The organism is Streptomyces carpinensis (assembly GCF_002154505.1).
In the GTDB taxonomy this organism is placed as follows: domain Bacteria; phylum Actinomycetota; class Actinomycetes; order Streptomycetales; family Streptomycetaceae; genus Streptomyces; species Streptomyces carpinensis.
Genome location: NZ_MUBM01000084.1, coordinates 1 through 16,538, shown reverse-complemented (window position 1 = coordinate 16,538; position 16,538 = coordinate 1). Strand labels below are relative to the sequence as shown.

Annotated in this window: 14 protein-coding genes; 3 read left to right on the top strand and 11 right to left on the bottom strand. The window is 72.7% G+C overall.

Features of this window, described 5'->3' with window-relative positions:
• Positions 1-5: 5 nt before the first annotated feature.
• The 3 genes from BZY54_RS12090 to lipB form a co-directional block, all read right to left on the bottom strand.
• Positions 6-206 (bottom strand): SCO2195 family GlnR-regulated protein, encoded by a 201-nt coding sequence (locus BZY54_RS12090; protein WP_086725170.1) that lies wholly within the window; start codon positions 204-206, stop codon positions 6-8.
• Positions 207-470: 264 nt separating this feature from the next.
• Positions 471-1,436 carry a lipoyl synthase gene (gene lipA, locus BZY54_RS12085; RefSeq protein WP_086725169.1) on the bottom strand — a complete coding sequence of 322 codons (966 nt, stop codon included), beginning with the start codon at positions 1,434-1,436 and terminating at the stop codon, positions 471-473.
• Between the two features lie 131 nt (positions 1,437-1,567).
• A complete protein-coding gene (lipB, locus tag BZY54_RS12080) occupies positions 1,568-2,386 on the bottom strand; it encodes a lipoyl(octanoyl) transferase LipB (protein WP_086725168.1) in 819 nt (272 codons plus the stop codon).
• Between the two features lie 244 nt (positions 2,387-2,630).
• On the opposite strand from lipB, the gene BZY54_RS12075 reads away from it, so the two are divergent.
• A complete protein-coding gene (locus tag BZY54_RS12075; RefSeq protein WP_086725167.1) occupies positions 2,631-4,127 on the top strand; it encodes an NsdA family TPR-like regulatory protein in 1,497 nt (498 codons plus the stop codon).
• A 69-nt stretch (positions 4,128-4,196) separates the two neighbouring features.
• Here the strand turns inward: BZY54_RS12075 and BZY54_RS12070 are convergent, their stop codons facing one another.
• Positions 4,197-5,714: an NAD(P)/FAD-dependent oxidoreductase gene (locus BZY54_RS12070; protein ID WP_086725166.1), complete on the bottom strand. Its 1,518-nt coding sequence runs from the start codon at positions 5,712-5,714 to the stop codon at positions 4,197-4,199.
• A 273-nt stretch (positions 5,715-5,987) separates the two neighbouring features.
• Entirely contained in the window at positions 5,988-6,884 is an 897-nt protein-coding gene (locus BZY54_RS12060) for a TIGR01777 family oxidoreductase (RefSeq protein WP_086725164.1), read from the bottom strand.
• 70 nt (positions 6,885-6,954) lie between these two features.
• On the opposite strand from BZY54_RS12060, the gene BZY54_RS12055 reads away from it, so the two are divergent.
• Positions 6,955-7,443 (top strand): GNAT family N-acetyltransferase, encoded by a 489-nt coding sequence (locus BZY54_RS12055; RefSeq protein WP_208640630.1) that lies wholly within the window; start codon positions 6,955-6,957, stop codon positions 7,441-7,443.
• 142 nt (positions 7,444-7,585) lie between these two features.
• Here BZY54_RS12055 and BZY54_RS12050 read toward each other — a convergent pair whose 3' ends face one another.
• On the bottom strand, positions 7,586-8,770 hold the full coding sequence (locus BZY54_RS12050) for a MarP family serine protease (protein WP_086725162.1): 1,185 nt from the start codon (positions 8,768-8,770) through the stop codon (positions 7,586-7,588).
• A gap of 259 nt (positions 8,771-9,029) precedes the next feature.
• On the opposite strand from BZY54_RS12050, the gene BZY54_RS12045 reads away from it, so the two are divergent.
• Positions 9,030-9,854 (top strand): peptidoglycan recognition protein family protein, encoded by an 825-nt coding sequence (locus tag BZY54_RS12045; protein WP_244217118.1) that lies wholly within the window; start codon positions 9,030-9,032, stop codon positions 9,852-9,854.
• Between the two features lie 126 nt (positions 9,855-9,980).
• Here the strand turns inward: BZY54_RS12045 and BZY54_RS12040 are convergent, their stop codons facing one another.
• The 5 genes from BZY54_RS12040 to sucB all read right to left on the bottom strand — a co-directional run.
• Positions 9,981-10,499, bottom strand: a complete 519-nt coding sequence (locus tag BZY54_RS12040; RefSeq protein ID WP_086725160.1) for a DUF4240 domain-containing protein — start codon at positions 10,497-10,499, stop codon at positions 9,981-9,983.
• 91 nt (positions 10,500-10,590) lie between these two features.
• A complete protein-coding gene (locus BZY54_RS12035) occupies positions 10,591-11,640 on the bottom strand; it encodes a helix-turn-helix transcriptional regulator (protein WP_086725159.1) in 1,050 nt (349 codons plus the stop codon).
• A 100-nt stretch (positions 11,641-11,740) separates the two neighbouring features.
• A complete protein-coding gene (gene aceE / locus BZY54_RS12030) occupies positions 11,741-14,443 on the bottom strand; it encodes a pyruvate dehydrogenase (acetyl-transferring), homodimeric type (protein ID WP_086725158.1) in 2,703 nt (900 codons plus the stop codon).
• A gap of 259 nt (positions 14,444-14,702) precedes the next feature.
• Positions 14,703-15,326: a GntR family transcriptional regulator gene (locus BZY54_RS12025; protein WP_086725157.1), complete on the bottom strand. Its 624-nt coding sequence runs from the start codon at positions 15,324-15,326 to the stop codon at positions 14,703-14,705.
• Positions 15,327-15,555: 229 nt separating this feature from the next.
• Positions 15,556-16,538, bottom strand: a 983-nt coding sequence (sucB, locus tag BZY54_RS12020) for a 2-oxoglutarate dehydrogenase, E2 component, dihydrolipoamide succinyltransferase (RefSeq protein WP_086725156.1), incomplete at its 5' end; no start/stop codon positions are given.

The following is a 16,538-nucleotide window of genomic DNA, read 5'->3' as shown; positions in this document are numbered from 1 at the left end:
CCCGGTCAGGGGCGGGCGGCGCTGAACTCGTCGAGGACGCGCTGGGCCTCGACCCGGTCCTTGGCACGGCGGCGGTCCTCCAGGACGGAGGTCCAGGCGTTGCGGCGGGCGGTGCGCTGGCCGCTGCTCATCAGCAGCGCCTCGACCGCGCGCAATGCGTCGGTGACGGACGGGATGGCTGTGGCGCGAACGGGCGCGGCCTGCATGGAGGTCCCCCCTCAAAACGGCTCTGGTGTACGTGGCGTGAGTCCAGGGTCACTGTTTGGTGTTACCAGGGCGTGACCGACCGGTCAAACACCGATGAAACCCTGACGCCGCAGGCCAAAAAGGTGACGCGGCCCTGACCGACGCCCTGATCTGGGACGACGGTCAGGACCGCGCCGTATCGGCCACTACCTGCCGGTAAGTTCTTGTGCGTGAATTCACACGCCTGCCGGTACCCCTTGCGGGGACGCGGGGGTGATGAGCTGTCAGACGGCCTGGACGGCGATGTAGCTGCCGCGCTTCTCCACGGCCATCTGGTACAGGCGCCCGGCGCGGTAGGAGGACCGTACCAGCGGGCCGGACATCACGCCCGAGAAGCCGATCTGCTCGGCCTCCTCCTTCAGCTCGACGAACTCCTGCGGCTTCACCCAGCGCTCCACCGGGTGGTGCCGCACGCTCGGCCGCAGGTACTGGGTGATGGTGACCAGCTCGCAGCCCGCATCCTGCAGCTGCTTGAGCGCCTCGCTGACCTCCTCGCGGGTCTCGCCCATGCCGAGGATGAGGTTCGACTTGGTCACCAGGCCGAAGTCGCGGGCCTCGGTGATGACCTTCAGGGAGCGCTCGTAGCGGAAGCCGGGACGGATCCGCTTGAAGATCCGCGGGACCGTCTCGACGTTGTGCGCGAAGACCTCGGGGCGGGCGGAGAAGACCTCCGCCAGCTGCTCGGGGACCGCGTTGAAGTCCGGGGCGAGCAGCTCGACCTTGGTGCGGCCGCCCTCGCGGCCGGCGGTCTGCTGGTGGATCTGGCGGACCGTCTCAGCGTACAGCCAGGCGCCGCCGTCCTCCAGGTCGTCGCGGGCGACGCCGGTGATGGTGGCGTAGTTCAGGTCCATGGTGACCACGGACTCGCCCACGCGGCGCGGCTCGTCGCGGTCCAGCGCCTCGGGCTTGCCGGTGTCGATCTGGCAGAAGTCGCAGCGCCGGGTGCACTGGTCGCCGCCGATGAGGAAGGTCGCCTCGCGGTCCTCCCAGCACTCGTAGATGTTCGGGCAGCCGGCTTCCTGGCAGACCGTGTGCAGGCCCTCGCTCTTCACGAGGTTCTGCATCTTCGTGTACTCGGGGCCCATTTTCGCCCGGGTCTTGATCCACTCGGGCTTGCGCTCGATGGGGGTCTGGCTGTTGCGGACCTCCAGGCGCAGCATCTTGCGTCCGTCGGGTGCGACTGCGGACACGACCGGCTCCCTAGCGATTGATTCTTCGGCGCAACCCAGGGTACGCCCGTTGATTTGGTGGTCCGGGGTCGGTGCGGGTCCCAGGGGCTGCCGCCCTTGGACCCCGCTTCGGCGCCGAACGAGCCTCGTCCTCAGACTCCGGCCGGGCGGACTTCCGCGGGTGTCTTCTCGATCATCCTCGGCTTGAGTTCCGCGTTCTCCAGGATGTCGCCGAGGTGCCGCTCGACCACCGGCAGGACCTCCTCGACCGTGATGTCCCGGCCCAGCTCGTTGGCCAGGGAGGTGACGCCCGCGTCGCGGATGCCGCACGGGATGATCCGGTCGAACCAGGCGTTGTCCGGGTTCACGTTGAAGGAGAAGCCGTGCATCGTGACGCCCTTGGCGACGCGGATGCCGATCGCGGCGATCTTGCGGTCCTCGCGGCGCTGACCGGCGTTGGAGGGGGCGTACTCCGGGCCGTTGAGCCGCGGGTCGAACTCCTCGTCGGTCAGGCGCGGGTCGAAGTCCAGGGACAGCCCGCCGAGCGCGGGCCGCTGCTCGACCGGGTCGCCGAGCACCCAGACGCCGCTGCGGCCCTCGACGCGGGTGGTCTCCAGGCCGTACTCGGCGCAGGTGCGGATCAGGGCCTCCTCCAGCCGCCGCACGTGCGCCACGACGTCCACCGGGCGGGGCAGCTTCTGGATGGGGTAGCCGACCAGCTGGCCGGGGCCGTGCCAGGTGATCTTGCCGCCGCGGTCCACGTCGATGACGGGCGTGCCGTCGAGGGGGCGCTCGCTGTCCTCCGTGCGCCGGCCCGCGGTGTAGACCGGGGGGTGCTCCAGGAGCAGCACGGTGTCGGGGACCTCGTCCGCGAACCGGGCCGCGTGCACGCGGCGCTGCTCGTCCCAGGCCACCTGGTAGTCCACGGCCTCGGCACCGAATCCCATGCGGACGAACCGCAACTCACTCACGGCAAGCGCCTCCCTGGAAGGTCGTAAGGCACGAAACGTGCCCACGCCACTGTACGTCCGGCTGTCGAGCGTCAGCCTTGCGGGCAATCCTCACACGATCGGATGAATGCCGGTCGAAGAGCGCGGTCGGCTGCTCACTCTCCGCTACATTCGCGCCGTTCATGAGGCCATAAGGGCTGCTCACAGGCAATCCGGGCACCACGCGGCCGCGTGGATGCCCGAAAGGCAGGAGACCGCACCGCAGATGACGGAACGACCCGCGCAGCGCACTCCCAACCGCCAGCTCGCCGCGCTCATCGCAGAAGCGGGGTTCTCCAACGCAGGTCTGGCCCGTCGCGTGGACCAGCTCGGTCTCGAACACGGGCTGGACCTCAGATACGACAAGACGTCGGTCACCCGCTGGCTGCGCGGGCAGCAGCCGAGGGGAACCACGCCCGCACTCATCGCGGAGGTCTTCACCCGGCGCCTCGGCCGCCGCCTGACCGCCCAGGACCTCGGCCTGGACGCCTGTGCGCCCGTCTACGCGGGCCTGGAGTTCGCGGCGGCCCCCGAGGAGGCCGTCGACATCGTCAGCGGGCTGTGGCGCAAGGACTCCGGCAGCCACGCCGAGCTGCGCAAGATCGCCTTCACCCCGGCCGGTCTCGTGGTGCCCAGCCGGGACTGGCTCATCGGGCGGGCCGACGACCGGGTCGCCCGCGGCGAGGTGCCCGCCGCGCGGGTCCCGGTCCAGGGCCGCCCGGCCGACGCCGCCGCGCTCGCGGAGGCGCAGCAGTCGGTGGCCGGGGTGCCCCGGCAGCGCGGCCGGGCCGACCGGGACCGGACCGAGCGGGAGGCCGGCCAGCGGGTCACCGCGGGGGACGTCGCCGCGCTGCGCTCGGTCGGCGAGCTGTTCCGCACCCTCGACGACATGTACGGCGGCGGCCACGCCCGCCAGGCCCTCGTGCGCTACCTGGAGCACGAGTGCGAGCCGATGCTGCGCGGCACCTACGGCGAGCAGACGGGCCGCCGCCTGTTCGCCGCGGCCGCCGACCTCACCCGCCTCGCCGGCTGGACGTCCTACGACATCGCCGCACACGGGCTCGCGCAGCGGTACTTCGTGCAGGCGCTCCGGCTCGCCCAGGCCGCCGGGGACCGGCCCTACGGCGCCTATGTGCTGGTCACCATGAGCCGGCAGGCCGTCTACCTCGCGCACGGGCGGGAGGCGGTGCAGCTCGCGCGCGTGGCCCAGCAGGGGCTCGGCGCCACGGCCCCGCCCGTGGTCCAGGCGCTGCTGCACGCCGCCGAGGCGCGCGGGCACGGGGTGCTCGGCGAGGTGCGCGCCTGCACGGCCTCCCTGGTGCGCGCCGAGCGCGCCCTGGAGAGCGCCCGGCCCGGCGACGAGGTGCCGTTCTGGGCGCGCTCCTTCGACGAGGCCCAGCTCGCCGACGAGTTCGGGCACTGCCACCGGGATCTGCAGCAGTACCGCGCCGCCGCGCAGCACGCCGAGCGCGCGCTCCAGCTGCGCGCCCCGGCGTACGCCCGCAGCCGCCTGTTCTGCCGCGTCGTCCTCGCCACCGCGCGCCTCGGCCTCGGCGACCTGGAACAGGCCTGCGGCCTCGCCGCCGAGGCGGCGGCCCAGGCCGCCGAGATGCGCTCGGTACGCGCCGACGAGTACGTCAGGGACTTCGAACGCCGCCTGGAGCCGTACAAGGACGCGACCGCCGTACGTACCTACCGCGACAAGATCGCCGCCCTGAACTGACCGGACGACGGGGGTGGCGCTGGGCGGATCGGAGCGGCACGCGCGGTGCGGGGCGCCACGGCGCCGGGGTCAGGCCGCTGCCGCCCTCGGCGATGTCGGTTCCGGGTCCGCGCGGTGCATGGAGCGGCCCGTGCCCAGATCCGCCAGGAGGGCGGCGCAGGCCCGGTGGGCCGAGTGCAGGGCGCCCTGGAGGGTGCTGGTGTCGCGGTGGTCGCCGCAGACGTACAGGCCCGCCAGGAGGCGCACCGGGCGCCGCAGGTCGTGCGGTGGTCGCATCGCGGGGACCGCCTCGGGGGTGTGGTGGACGGCGAGTGTCTCCCAGCGGGCGGTCGAGGTGCCGTACAGCCGGGACAGGTGGCGGCGTACGGCGGCGTCGACGTCGGCCGGGGGCTCGCCCAGGACCGTCGAGGAGACCAGGGCCCGGCCGGCGGGGGCGCGGGACGGGTCGACCCGGCTGATCACCGCCGTGTGCGCGACCGGCCCGCCGCGGTCCGAGTCGAGCAGCAGGTACCCGCCCGTCCCCGGCGGCTCGTCCGTCGTGTGGTGCACCACCGTCACCGGGTGGAAGTCCGGTACGCGCAGGCCGGGCAGCAGCTCTGCGGCGGTGCGCGCGTCAGTGGCGACCAGGACCGCGCGGCAGCGGATCTCGCCGTGCTCGGCGGTGGTCACCGAGTTGGTGGAGACGGAGGTCACCCGGACGCCGGTGTGCACCGTGCCCGGCGGCAGGCCGCCGGCGAGCAGCTCCGGCAGGACCTCCGCGCCGCCCTCCGGCAGGCACAGCCGGCCGCTCGCGAAGGCGTGCAGTACCAGGTCGGCGCAGCGGCTGGAGGTGGTGAGATCGGGGTCGCACAGCAGGGCGGCCAGCAGTGGCCGCAGGAAGCCGTCGACCGTGCGGGCGGGCAGCCCGCGGGCCGCCAGCGCCTGGCCGGCGGGCAGCTCGGGGCGGGCCAGGAGCCGTTCGACCGGAGTGGCGGCGATCCGGGCGAGGGCGGCGCGCAGGCGCAGGGGCGCGCCGATGCCGAAGGGCTGGGTGCGGTCGCCCAGTGCGGGCCGGGGCCTGCCGGGGCGCACCAGGGGCGAGGTGCCGGGGAAGGGCGCGTCGAGCCGTGCCGCCGGGTCGGTGCCGACGTCCGACGGGATGCCCGTCCGGAGCCCGGCGTCGGGCGGGACGGGGCGCAGGGCACGGCCGGCCCGGCCGCCCCTGGACGACGCGGAGGCGCGGGGGGCGCTCGCGAGGGCGCGCACGGCATGGAGTGCGCTCCGCGCGCTCCCTCCGCCCGCCGGGGCGCCCGCGCGGTGGTGCCGGCCGTCGCTGTGCAGCAGGACCCCCGGTGCGAAGGGGCGCAGCACGAGCGCGTCCAGTCCCGGGCCCCGGCCCAGTTGGGGATAGGACGTGAACAGCAGCTGTCCGATCCGGTCGAGCCGGAACCCGTCGACCTTCTCCGTCGACATGCGGCCGCCCACGTAAGGGGCGGCTTCCAGGACTGCGGTCGTTACTCCTGCGCTGGTCAGCCGATGTGCCGCCGAGAGCCCGGCGACCCCGGCTCCCACCACGACGACATCCACCTGGTACGCGGGCTCAAGCACGTGCCCCTCCTCGAGGTTGCGCGACCGGTGGAGCAGTGATGCCCCCAACCGGGTTGAGGAATACCCGAGTTCGGCACGAGGTTAGGAGCGTAATCAGTCAGGTGCAGTCGCGCATGGACAGGGCACGGTCGCACGGCGGTCGCATACGGTCGCAACGTTTCGCCGGTGTACGGGAGAGCGCCCCGGCGCCGCCCGGAACCGGCCCGAGACGCCGACCTGTGCCGGATCCGGGGCACCGCCCGGCGTCGCGCCGCGGCGCCGCCCGGCACCGCGTCACAGAGCCGCCCGTACGGCGTCCTCGATCCCCGGGAACGCGAACGAGAACCCCGACTCCAGCAGCCGCCTCGGCACCACCCGCGCGCTCCCGAGCACATCCCCCGCCATCTCCCCGAGCACCGCCCGCAGCACCGGCGCCGGCACGGCGAACGGCGTCGGCCGGCGCAGCACCCGCCCCATCACCGCGGTGATCTCACGGTTCGTCACCGGGTGCGGCGCGGTGAGATTGACCGGCCCGGACAGGCTCTCGGTGTCGATGAGATGGCGCAGCGCCGCCACCTCGTCGTGCAGGGCGATGAACGACCAGTACTGCCCCCCGTCACCCAGACGCCCGCCCAACCCGGCCTTGAACAGCGGGAACAGCCGCCCCCAGGCCCCGCCCCGGCGGGCCACCACCAGTCCGGTGCGCGCGAACACCGTCCGGACGCCCCGCTCCTGCGCCGCGGCAGCGGCCTCCTCCCAGGCCACGCACAACTCGGGCAGAAAACCGTCCCCGGGCGGGGCGCTCTCGTCGACCTCCCGGTCGCCCGTGTCGCCGTAGAAGCCGATCGCGCTGCCGCAGACGAAGACCCGGGGCGGTGTGTCGAGGGCGGCGACGGCCTCCGCGAGGGCCGCCGTGCCGAACACGCGGCCGTCCCGCATCGTCTTCTTGTACGCCTCCGTCCAGCGGTGGTCGCCGACCCCGGCGCCCGCCAGATTGACCACGGCATCGCACCCGGCGAGCCCCGCCGCGTCCACGTACTGCTGCTCGGGGTCCCAGCAGACCTCGTCGTCGCTTCGTGCCGCCCGGCGCACCAGGCGCACCACCTCGTGCCCGTCCGAGACCAGGGACCGCACCAGTGCGCTGCCGATGAGACCGGACGCGCCGGCCACCGCGATTCGCGAACGTTCCATGCGCCCATCCTGCCCGCCGCGGCACGGAAATTCCGGGGCGCCGTCCCGCGCCCGTCGTAAGGTGATCGCCATGCCGGTCGCCCACATACGCCCCGCCACACCCGACGACGAGGAGCCGCTCGCCCGACTCGACCGGGCCACCTGGTCTCCGCTGCACTCCGTGCAGCCACGCCCGCAGCCGCCCTACGAGCCCTTCTTCACCGAGCGGTCCGGGCCGCGCGAGATCCTCGTGGCCGAGGTGGACGGCGCCGTCGTCGGCTACATCCGGCTGGGCTTCGCCACACCGCTGGCGTCCAACGCGCACGTCCGCCAGATACGGGGCCTGGCCGTCGCCCAGGAGGCGCGCGGCGCCGGGGCCGGCCGCGCCCTGCTGCGCGCCGCCGTGGAGGAGGCCCGCCGCCAGGGCGCCCGCCGCATCAGCCTGCGGGTGCTGGGCCACAACACCGCCGCCCGCGCGCTGTACGAGTCCGAGGGCTTCGTCGTGGAAGGCGTCCAGCCGGAGGAGTTCCACCTGGACGGCGCCTATGTCGACGACGTGCTCATGGGCCGCCCCCTGTGACGGAGGTGCCGGTGAGCCGCGCTCCGTGACGGAAGTGCCGGTGAACCGCTGTGTGACGGACGCGCTCGTGGGACCGCTCCGGTGACGGACCTACTCGTCGGTCGCTCCCATGACAGACGTGCCGGGGGCCGCCTCGTGTGGCTCAGGAGGCGACCAGCTCGCCCGTGTCCACCGCCGTCGTCTCGCTCGCCGCCTGCTGCGCGTCCGGGGCGATCTCGGCCGCCGTCAGGACGTAGCCCGTCTCGCGGTCCGAGGTGGAGCGGGCGAAGACCATGCCGTAGACCCGGCCGTCGCCGGTCAGCAGCGGGCCGCCGGAGTTGCCGGGGCGGACGGTGGAGCGGATCGCGTAGATCTCGCGCGTGACCATGGCGCTGTTGTAGATGTTCTGGCCCGTCGCCCGGATCCGGTTCGCGACCGTCGCCGCCTGCAGGTTCAGGCTGCCGTCCTGCGGATAGCCCGCGACCACGGCCGAGTCGCCGCGCGCGGCGGTGCTGTCGAAGCGCAGCACGGGAGCCTGCAGACCGGGGACGTAGAGGACGGCCACGTCCCGGTCCGGGTCGAACAGCACCACCCGCGCCTGGTAGGAGTGTCCTGCGCCGCCGATCTGCACGGTCGGATCGTCGATGCCCGCCACCACGTGCGCATTGGTCATCACATGCTGCCGCGCGTACACGAAACCGCTGCCCTCGCGGCCCTGGTTGCCCGAGGAACCCTGGATCTTCACCGTGCTGAGCCGGGCGGCGTTCGTCGCGTCGGCCGTCACACTGTCGCCGGAGGGCCTGGCCACGCCCGCCGCCGGCTCGTTCTCGAACGGGTTGAAGACCTGCGGGAAGCCCGCCTCGGTCAGCGCGGAGGTGGCGTGCGAGAACCAGGCCGGCGTGGTGTCCGGCATCGCCTTCTGCACGGCGCCCAGCAGCGTCGAGTCGCGTATCGCCGTCGTCACCACCGGGGACGAGGAGGCGCCCAGCACGCTCGCCGCCACCCAGGCCACGATCAGCACCGCCACCGAGTTGGCGGCGGCCCCGCCGATCCCGTCGGCCACCCGCAGCGGCCCGTGATCCAGCTCGCGCCTCAGCCGCAGCGCCAGACGCCCCGCCAGCTCGTGCCCCACGACCGCGGGCACCAGCACCGCGAGGACGGCGGTGACCGTCGCCGTCGTCGTCCCGCGCGTGACGAAGTCCATCACCCACGGCAGCACCCACACGCCGACGACCGCGCCGCCCACGAACCCGGCCAGCGAGATGCAGCCGGCCACCAGTCCGCGCCGGTAGCCGGACGCCGCGTAGAGCAGGATCAGCAGCAACAGCACGAGGTCGAGCAGGTCCACGCATGCCGCCTTTCTCTCGGACCTCCACACATACGCGTGGGACAGGCCCAGTGATCAGCCACGCGCACGCGGATCCGGGGACCGGCCACGTGTACGTGTACCACCAGAAACGACGCCGACCAGGACGATGGTTCCACCAGGTGGCACAGCACACATCGCGGACGGACCGGATGGGGGTGACAGTGAGCTCATGCGTGGAGTGGGGAAAGCAGCGCGGGCCCACAGACGCCCGGGTCCGCGAGGGCCGCGCCGTGTCGGCGTGGCGCGCCGGCGCCCGGAGCGGCTGCGGCACACCGCCGTGACACTGCTGTGCTGCCTGTCGGCAGCCGTCGCCGTCGGCGCGCTGCTGCTGGGCAGCCAGGGCGTCGAACGCAGGGTGACCGGGCGAGCACCGGACGGGGCGCACGCCCAGGAGGCCGGCCCGGTACCCGCACAGGTCGTGGCGCCGCACCTGGACACCAGGATGCACACGGCGCCCCGGCCCAGCATCGTGCCGCGGTCGGTGTGGCTGGACGCCGACACGCGGCACCCGCAGCCGCCGCCCCGCTACGACGACAAGGTCGTAGCCGTCTTCCTCCACCACACCGACTCGCCCAACGACTACGCCTGCGCCGACGCCCCGCGCATCATCCGCCTCCTGTACGCGGGCCACACCAGCGTCCGCAACTGGGACGACATCGGCTACAACTTCCTCGTCGACCGCTGCGGCACCATCTACGAGGGCCGCGCCGGCGGCGTCGACCGCGCCGTCACAGGCGCCCACACCCAGGGCTTCAACCACCGCACGGCGGGCATCGCGGCCATCGGCACGTTCACGGCCGGGACACCGGTGCCGTCCGCGATGACGAACGCGATCGCCGCGCTCGTCGCCTGGAAACTCGGTCTGGCCGGGGTCGACCCGCGCTCGTCCGTCACCCTGGTCTCCAGCAACACGCTCAGCCGGTACGCGGCCGGCACCACCGCGCTGCTCCCCGCTCTGGCCGGACACACGGACGGCTTCCCCACGAACTGCCCGGGCGCGGCCCTCACGGTGCGCCTCCCGGCCATCCGGGAGGCCGCGGCCCGGCTGCAGGGCAGGAGCTGAGCCGGACGCCGGAGCATCCTGGCACCGTGGGCCCCAAGGGCCGCCACGGCGTCGCTGAAGCCGCCTCGTCCGGCAACGCGGTCGGCGCGCCCGACGCCGGACGGGCGGGACGTGGAGGCGACGGCGTCAATCCCGGAACCGGTCCCACAGCCTGGGATACCGCTGGGCGAGCACCCGGTCGTCCTCGAAGGTGATCGGGGAGCCCTCCGGTTCGGCCGGGGCGGGCGGGATGCCGAGGTCGGGGGCGACGGTGCCGGTGAGCTGTTCGTAGGCCTCGTCGGCCGCGTAGCCGAGCTCCTCGCCGTCGCCGTCGATCTCCTCGTCGAAGTCGTCCAGGAGATCCGCGAGCGAGTCCGGGTCGTGCAGGGCGCCCTCGAAGATCTCCCGCCCCTGGCCGATCAGCCAGCACCGGAAGAAGTCGAACGCGTCGTCGCTCGCCCCGTCGAGCAGCACCCAGGCGGCGCCCCACAGATCCCAGCGGTAGGCGCGGTTGTAACGGGACTCGAAGTGACGGGCGAAGTCCAGCACCAGTTCCGGTTCGAACTCGAGCAGCCGTTCCACGAGCAGATCGGCCTGCTCCTCGGGGTCCCCCTCGGCGGCCCCGCGCGTGGCGTCGATCAGCTCCCAGAAGTCCGTCTCGTCCATCACGGGTCAAGCATCGGCCCTCGGACCGGGGCCCGCACGCGGAGTGCGGCGGATTGTTATGGGCTCTACAGCTTCTTGATGTGCCTGCGCCTCATGGGCCGTACAGCGCGGCGAGACGTGCCGCGTCCCGTGCGAAGCGCTCGCGCAGTGCGGGCGGAGCGAGGACCTCCACCTCCGGGCCGAGCGACGTGAGCTGGCCGTGGGCGACCTCCTCGGACTCGACCGGCAGGGTCACCGTCACCCGGCCGTGCTCGTCCGGGGCGTCCGCGTCGGCCAGGGCCTCGCGGGCCGCCGCCGGGTCCACCGTGTGCGGGAGCCGTCGCGTGCCCTCCTCGGACAGCCGTACGACGACCTCGGCGCGCAGGATGGAGCGGGCGAACTGCTCGGCGCGCTCCGCCCAGAACGCGGGCAGGTCGAACTCCTCCTCGCGGGCGAACCGCTCCTCGCCCGCGTCGACGCCCGTGAACCGGTCGATGCGGTAGACGCGGAACCGGTCGGCGCGGTCCCCACGGTGGTCGCGGTGATCCCGGGACGGCCCGCGCTCCGCGACCCGCGCGCACAGATACCACACGCCCGCCTTGAGGACGAGCCCGTACGGTTCCAGGTCCCGCACCACCTCGGCCTCCCCGCGCCGGTAGCGCGCGGTGATCCGGCGGTCGTCCCACACCGCGTCCGCGACCGCGGGCAGCAGCTCGGGCGTCCTCGGTTCCCGGAACCAGGCCGGCGCGTCCAGATGGAAGCGCTGCGCCGCCGTCCGGGAGGCGTCGCGCAGGGACGGAAGCAGCGCCGCGGACACCTTCAGCCGGGCCGCCGAGGCGGTGTCCTCCAGCCCCATCTCCCGCAGCGCCCCCGGCACACCGCTGAGGAACAGCGCCTCGGCCTCGCCGCGCGCCAGGCCGGTCAGGGGGGCACCTCCCAGGCCCTTCAGACTCTGCGGGAGGGTGCGGTAGCCGCCGACCAGCCGGTATCCGCCGGCCCGTCCCCGGTCGGCGTACACCGGGACGCCCGCCTCCGACAGCGCCTGCGCGTCACGTGTGACCGTGCGCTCCGACACCTCCAGCTCCCGGGCGAGCTCGGCGGCGGTCATGGACGGCCGGGACTGCAGCAGCAGCACCATTTTGATCAGACGGGCGGCACGCATGGCCTCATGATGCCGGGACCCACTGACAGCGAAGGGGTACGGCCGCGGCCGTACCCCTTCGTCATCAGTCAGCCCGCACAGGCGTCGGGCCCGCCGGTCCTCACAGGCCGTACTTCTCCCGGGCCTCCTTGACCGCCGAGGCCTTCACCTCGCCGCGCCGGGCCAGCTGGGCCAGGGCGGCGACGACGATCGACTCTGCGTCCACGCCGAAGTGGCGGCGGGCGGCGTCACGGGTGTCCGACAGACCGAAGCCGTCGGCGCCCAGCGAGGACCAGTCCTGCTCGACCCACTGCGCGATCTGGTCCGGGACCTGGCGCATGTAGTCGGACACGGCCAGCACCGGGCCCTCGGCGCCCTGGAGCGCCTGGCGGACGTACGGCACCCGCTCCTCGCCGCGCAGCAGTGCCGCGTCGGCCTCCATGGCGTCCCGGCGCAGCTCGCCCCAGGAGGTCGCGGACCACACGTCGGCGGCCACGCCCCACTCCTCGGCCAGCAGCTTCTGGGCCTGAAGGGCCCAGTGGATCGCCGTGCCGGAGCCCAGCAGCTGGATCCGCGGCGCGTTCGCCGGGGAGTTCAGGCCCGCCGACTCGGCCGTGTTGAAGCGGTACAGGCCCTTGACGATGCCCTCGTCGATGCCGAGGCCGGACGGCTTGGCCGGCTGCGGCAGCGGCTCGTTGTAGACGGTGAGGTAGTAGAAGACGTTCTGGTCCTCGCCCTCGGCCGCCTCGCCGTACATGCGGCGCAGGCCCTCCTTGACGATGACGGCGATCTCGTACGCGAACGCCGGGTCGTACGTCAGCGCCGCCGGGTTGGTCGCGGCGATGACCGGAGAGTGGCCGTCGGCGTGCTGCAGGCCCTCACCCGTCAGCGTCGTACGGCCGGCCGTGGCGCCGACGAGGAAGCCGCGGCCGAGCTGGTCGCCGAGCTGCCACATCTGGTCGGCGGTGCGCTGCCAGCCGAACATCGAGTAGAAGATGTAGAAGGGGATCATCGCCTCGCCGTGCGTCGCGTACGCGGTGGACGCGGCGATGAAGTCGGCCATCGAACCGGCCTCGGTGATCCCCTCGTTGAGGATCTGGCCGTTCTTGGCCTCCTTGTAGTACATCAGCTGGTCGCGGTCGACCGGCTCGTACGTCTGGCCCTTGGGCGAGTAGATGCCGAGGGACGGGAACAGGCTCTCCATGCCGAAGGTGCGCGCCTCGTCCGGGACGATCGGCACCCAGCGCTTACCCGTCTCCTTGTCGCGGACCAGGTCCTTGACCAGGCGGACGAAGGCCATGGTGGTGGCCACGTTCTGCGAGCCGGAGCCCTTGTCGAAGGAGGCGAAGGCCTTGTCGGCCGGAGCCGGCAGCGGCGCGAGCGGGTGGACGCGGCGGGCCGGTGCCGGGCCGCCGAGGGCCGCGCGGCGCTCCTGGAGGTAGCGGACCTCGGGGGAGTCGGCGCCGGGGTGGCCGTAGGGGACCTGGCCGTCGGCGAAGTCACTGTCCTTGATCGGCAGTTCCAGCAGATCGCGCATCTGCTTGAACTCGTCCACCGTCAGCTTCTTCATCTGGTGGTTGGCGTTCTTCGACGCGAAGCCCTGGCCGAGGGTGTGGCCCTTGACCGTCTGGGCCAGGATCACCGTCGGGGCGCCCTTGTGCTCCAGGGCGGCCTTGTAGGCGGCGTAGACCTTGCGGGCCTCGTGACCGCCGCGCGAGAAGTGGAAGCACTCGATGATCTTGTCGTCACCGATCAGCTTCGCCATCTCGGCGAGCGCGGGGTCCTTGCCGAAGAAGTCCTCGCGGATGTAGGCGGCGTCGCGGGTCTGGTACGTCTGCACCTGCGCGTCCGGTACCTCGCGCAGCCGGCGTACCAGCGCGCCCGTGGTGTCCAGGGCGAACAGCTCGTCCCAGGCGGAGCCCCACAGCGTCTTGACGACGTTCCAGCCGGCGCCGCGGAACTGGGCCTCCAGCTCCTGCACGATCTTGAAGTTGGCGCGGACCGGGCCGTCCAGGCGCTGCAGGTTGCAGTTGATGACGAAGGTGAGGTTGTCCAGCTCCTCACGGGCGGCCAGCGCGAGCGCGGCCGTCGACTCCGGCTCGTCCATCTCGCCGTCGCCGAGGAACGCCCACACGTGCGAGGACGAGACGTCCTTGATGCCGCGGGCGGTGAGGTAGCGGTTGAATCGCGCCTGGTAGATCGCGGAGAGCGGGCCGAGGCCCATCGACACCGTCGGGAACTCCCACAGCCAGGGCAGGCGGCGCGGGTGCGGGTAGGACGGCAGGCCGTTGCCGCCGGCCTCCTGGCGGAAGTTGTCCAGGTGCGCCTCGGTGAGGCGGCCGTCCAGGAAGGCGCGGGCGTAGATGCCGGGGGAGGCGTGGCCCTGGATGTACAGCTGGTCGCCGGAGCCGTCGCCCTCCTTGCCGTGGAAGAAGTGGTTGAAGCCCGTCTCGTACAGCCAGGCCGCGGAGGCGAAGGTGGCGATGTGGCCGCCGACGCCGTGCTTGCTGCCACGGGTGACCATCGCGGCCGCGTTCCACCGGTTCCACGCGGTGATCCGGGCCTCCATGGCCTCGTCACCGGGGACGGCCGGCTCCGCGGCGGTCGGGATGGAGTTGACGTAGTCGGTCTCGAGGAGCTTCGGCAGGGCGACGCCGGTGCCCTCAGCACGCTCCAGTGTGCGGCGCATCAGGTACGCGGCACGGTGCGGCCCGGCCGCCTTGGCGACGGCGTCCAGCGAGGCCTGCCATTCGGCGGTCTCCTCGGGGTCGCGGTCCGGGAGCTGGTCGAGCTCGCTCGGCTGGATGGCGTTGGGGTCGGTCATGTCGCCGCCTTCCTCAGTCGAAGGGGGTTCCCTCATCTGGTAAGGGTTCGGGGGTGCCCTAGGTCTTTGGCAGGACAGGGCTGGAGCTCTGGTTGGAGCCCGTCGGTGACTCTAACTCCCTGATCGATGATCGATCAAAGGGTTGAGGGTGAAAACCTCTCGATACCGAGAAAGTCGGCACGGGGTGCCTTTCGGGCAGGCACGCGGTGCCGTGTTTTCGAATGGTTTCCGCAGGTGAGCGGGGGAGTGCTCGACCGGGTCACGGTCGCGGCGCGCACCCCAGGACGTGGGCCTTCACCAGCTCCGCGATCCGCGGGTCACGCCTGCGGAACGCCTGCACCAGCTCCTCGTGCTCCTCCGCGTACGACTGCTGGACCGTTCCCAGCCAGCGGATCGACAGCGCGGTGAAGACCTCGATGCCCAGGCCCTCCCAGGTGTGCAGCAGCACCGAGTTGCCGGCCGCGCGCACGAGCTCGCGGTGGAAGCCCACCGTGTGCCGCACCTGCGCCGTGCCGTCGGCCCTGCGGTCGGCGTCGTAGAGCGCGGCCACGTGCGGCTCCAGGGCCGAGCAGTCCTCGGCCAGCCGCTCGGCCGCCAGCTCCGCCGCGATGGCCTCCAGACCGGCCCGGACGGGATAGCTCTCCTCCAGGTCGGCGGCGGTCAGATTGCGCACCCGGACGCCCTTGTTCGGCGCCGATTCGATCAGCCGCAGCGACTCCAGCTCGCGCAGTGCCTCCCGCACCGGGGTCTGGCTGACCTCCAGCTCGGTGGCGATCCGCCGCTCCACGATCCGCTCGCCCGGCTTCCAGCGTCCGCTCACGATCCCCTCCACGATGTGCTCGCGGATCTGTTCGCGCAGCGAGTGGACGACGGGCGCGGTCATGGAGGCTCCTTAAAGCGGGACCCGGCGCGGTCCCCGGGGGCGTTGACGTTTAGACAATACGGCGGCCGGGCCGGGGCGGAAGGGCGCATACAGGCGCTTTCACGCAGGTGAGACGAGGCTTACACGCCGTCAAGGCCAAGAAATGTTCAAACGGCGAAACACGGCGCCCCCGCCCGGAGTGCTCCGGGCGGGGGCGCCGTACAGCTCCCGGACGTGCCGGGATCGGGGATCAGAGGCCGAGCTCGACCTCGAACTCGCCGGCCTCCAGGATCGCCTTGACCGCCGTCAGGTAACGGGCCGCGTCGGCGCCGTCCACCAGGCGGTGGTCGTAGGAGAGGGTCAGGTACGTCATGTCGCGGACGCCGATGACCGTGCCCTCCTCGGTCTCGATGACGGCCGGGCGCTTGACGGTGGCGCCGATGCCGAGGATCGCGACCTGGCCCGGCGGCACGATGATCGTGTCGAACAGCGCGCCGCGCGAACCGGTGTTGGAGATGGTGAAGGTCGCACCGGACAGCTCGTCCGGGGTGATCTTGTTGGCGCGGACCTTGCCCGCCAGCTCCGCCGTGGCCTTGGCGATGCCCGCGATGTTGAGGTCGCCGGCGCGCTTGATGACCGGGGTCATCAGGCCCTTCTCGGAGTCCACCGCGATGCCGATGTTCTCGGCGTCGAAGTAGGTGATCGTGCCCTCGGCCTCGTTGATCTTGGCGTTGATGACCGGGTGGGCCTTCAGCGCCTGGGCGGCGGCCTTGACGAAGAACGGCATCGGGGAGAGCTTGACGCCCTCACGGGCCGCGAACGCGTCCTTGGCCTGGGCGCGCAGCTTCATCAGACGGGTGACGTCGACCTCGACGACCGACGACAGCTGGGCCTGCTCGTGCAGCGCCTTGACCATGTTGTCGCCGATGACCTTGCGGATGCGGGTCATCTTGACGGTCTGGCCGCGCAGCGGGGAGACCTCCAGCGCCGGGGCCTTCTTGGCGGCGACCGGAGCGGCGGCCGGAGCCGGAGCGGCGGCGGCGGCCTTCGCGGCCTCGGCGGCGGCCAGGACGTCCTGCTTGCGGATACGGCCGCCGACGCCGGTGCCCTTGACGGCGGACAGGTCGACGCCGTTCTCGGCGGCGAGCTTGCGCACCAGCGGGGTCACGTACGCGCCCTCGTCGGTCGGCTGGGCGGCGGCCGGAGCCGGCGCCGGGGTGACCGGGGCGGGGG